Source organism: Deferribacterota bacterium, assembly GCA_034189185.1.
GTDB lineage: Bacteria > Chrysiogenota > Deferribacteres > Deferribacterales > UBA228 > UBA228.
In genome coordinates this window covers 1-3,092 of record JAXHVM010000200.1, presented here as the reverse complement: position 1 = coordinate 3,092, position 3,092 = coordinate 1, and the positions used below count along the sequence as shown (strand labels likewise).

The 3,092-nt window shown below is 34.1% G+C and carries 3 protein-coding genes; all 3 read left to right on the top strand.

The window, feature by feature from the left end:
• Positions 1-1,157, top strand: a 1,157-nt coding sequence (gene radA, locus SVN78_09835) for a DNA repair protein RadA (protein MDY6821905.1), incomplete at its 5' end; no start/stop codon positions are given.
• A 29-nt stretch (positions 1,158-1,186) separates the two neighbouring features.
• A complete protein-coding gene (locus SVN78_09830) occupies positions 1,187-1,666 on the top strand; it encodes a 4Fe-4S dicluster domain-containing protein (GenBank protein MDY6821904.1) in 480 nt (159 codons plus the stop codon).
• A 1-nt stretch (position 1,667) separates the two neighbouring features.
• On the top strand, positions 1,668-3,092 hold a 1,425-nt coding region (locus SVN78_09825; protein ID MDY6821903.1), incomplete at its 3' end, for an aldehyde ferredoxin oxidoreductase family protein.

Sequence of the window (3,092 nt, the reverse complement as noted above, 5' to 3'; positions counted from 1 at the left end):
TAAGTTTTGAAAAAAATAATAGAATATTTACTGATATCCCAGAATTTGATCAATTAATGGGGGGCGGCATAGTTGAAGGTTCTGTTGTTTTAGTTGGAGGCGAGCCAGGTATTGGCAAATCCACTATTATGTTACAGATTGCCTCAAAATTGTCTCAAAAATCAGTTAACGTATTATATACAACCTCTGAAGAGTCCTATGAACAAATTAAATTGCGTGCTAATCGATTGAACCTGCAAAGTATTGATTTTTTATTACTTGCTACTAATAGATTTGAGAATATTATTTCTGCGATAGATGGGGAGAAATTAGATTTTTTAATTATAGATTCTATACAAACAATATATGCCGATGATATTGGTGCTATTGCTGGTACAGTTTCACAGGTTAGATATATAACATATAAACTTGTAGAGATAGCAAAAACTAAAAATATTACAATCTTTATCATAGGTCAAATTACCAAGGAAGGTTTTATAGCAGGACCAAAAGTGTTAGAACACTTAGTGGATACTGTATTATATTTTGAGGGGGACTATTCAAAGGGGTATAGAATTTTAAGGGCTACAAAAAACAGATATGGACCAACAAATATGGTTGCATTGTTTGAAATGAGGGATAGGGGATTGGTGCCTCTAGAATTTAATAAATTATATACTAAATATGAGGTTCCTGGAAAAGTTATGACCATAGTTATGGAGGGTAATAGGCCTTTAATTATAGAGATTCAAAGTTTAGTAGCCAATAGTTTTTTTAATTATCCAAGAAGAAATACAACAGGGTTTGATATAAGCAGGCTTAATATGCTCATTGCTTTAATAGATAAGAGGTGTGGTTTTAATATTTCTAATTATGATATATATATTAATATAGCTGGTGGTTTAAAGATAACAGAGACAGCAGCTGATTTAGCTACCGTTGTCTCTATAGTCTCAGCCTATAAAAATATTACAATCCCCAATGATACAATGTTCATAGGAGAGGTCAACTTAAGTGGTTTTATAAGCCCAGTATCATTCTTAAATAATAGATTAGCACAAGCAAAGCAATATGGTTTTAAAAGAGCTTTTATTCCAACAGAGAGCAAGGTTGATGATAAAAAAGGCATTGACTTAATATTTATCAAAAGTATTTTAGAATTAAATAATTATATTTAGAATTTATTTATATCTAAATGGAGGTAATTATGCAGAAGCTAATAAGAGTGGAGCCCTCTAAGTGTATAGGGTGTAAGACCTGTGAACTTGCTTGTTCTTTTAAAAATACAGGTGAGTTTGCTCCATCAAGGACAAGGATATATAATGAGGTTTTTTTAGAAGAGAATGCTTTCATTACAGTGACATGTATGCAATGTGATGATCCGTGGTGTTTAAAGGCATGCCCTAAGTTTGCAATTGAAAAAGATCCAGAAAGTGGTGTTGTGACAGTTAATGAGGATAAGTGCGTAGGATGTCGCACTTGTGTATCTGCTTGTCCTTTTGGTATGATTAAGTTTGCTGAGTGGAAAAATAAAGCAGACAAATGTAATTTGTGTAATGGCGATTTTCCTGAGTGTGTTGCCTTTTGTCCAACTGGTTGCTTAACCTTTTCAGAAGAAGATAAGCCCTTAAGGAATAAGATTTTAAGATTTGTAAATACTGTTAAAGAAGGATATCAGGAGGTTTAATATGTTTGGATGGCAATCAAAAATTCTAAGAATAAATTTAACAAATAAAAGTATTAAGGTTGAAGATTTAAATAGGGAGTATGCCAAGAAATTCTTAGGCGGCAGGGGTTTAGCTTCTAAATATTTATATGATGAATTAAAAGAAAATATAGATCCTTTTTCTGCAGAGAATAAATTGATATTCTCAACTGGGCCCCTAACAGGAACATATGGTGCAGCAAATGGAAGGTATATGGTTGTTACTAAATCTCCATTAAACAATTGTATAGCTTCATCAAACTCTGGAGGCTATTTCCCCTCTGAATTAAAGTTTGCTGGCTATGATATGGTAATTATTGAAGGTAAATCAGAAAATCCCGTTTATATTGCAATTTATAATGATAAGGTAGAAATAAGAGGTGCTAGTAATTTGTGGGGCAAAACTACATATGAAACAGAAGAGATAATTAAAAGGAGTTTCCATAATGATGCAAAGGTAGCTTGCATAGGCCCAGCTGGTGAAAAAGGAGTATTATTCTCTTGTATAATGAATGATAAGTATAGGGCTGCTGGTAGAAGTGGTGTTGGTGCAGTTATGGGAAGCAAAAACTTAAAAGCCATTGCCGTTAGAGGAACTAAAGGGGTACAAATAGCTAATAAAGATACCTATAGACAAGTTGCTCAAAAGACCTTTTCAACAATAAAAAAGAATCCTGTTTCAGGGGAAGGTTTACCAAAATATGGTACTGCTGTGTTAGTTAATATTATCCACGAGAGTGGTTTACTTCCAGTTAATAATTTTTTAAGAGAACAAATAAAAGATATTGAAAAAATATCTGGTGAAACAATGGCCGATACGATATTAAAAAGGAACAAAGCATGTATGAGTTGTATTATTGGCTGTGGCAGAGTTGCATCATTTAAAGATGGTAAAGAGATTGTGGGTGAAGGCCCTGAGTACGAACCTATATGGGCTATGGGGGCTGACTGTGGCGTAACAGACCTAAATGCCATTACAAAGGCTAATTATCTATGTAACGCTTACGGGGTTGATCCAATAAGTGCAGGTGCAACAATAGCATGTGCTATGGAGATGTATGAGAAGGGCATAATTTCAGAAAAAGAGACAGGTTTGCCTCTTCATTTTGGTGATGCCAATGCTATGGTTACAATGATTGAAAAAATCTGCAAGAAAGAAGGTTTTGGAGAGTTATTAGCACTTGGATCATATAGATTAGCTGAAAAATTTGGTGATGTAGAGTATTCAATGGGTGTTAAAAAGCTAGAGTTTCCGGCATATGATGGAAGGGTTGCCCAAGGTATTGGTTTGAACTATGCCACAAGTAATAGAGGAGCTTGTCATGTAAGAGGTTATACTATTAGCTCTGAGATATTAGGTGTTCCTGAAAAAACAGATCCACTAGAGGTAAAGGGTAAAGCTCAACTT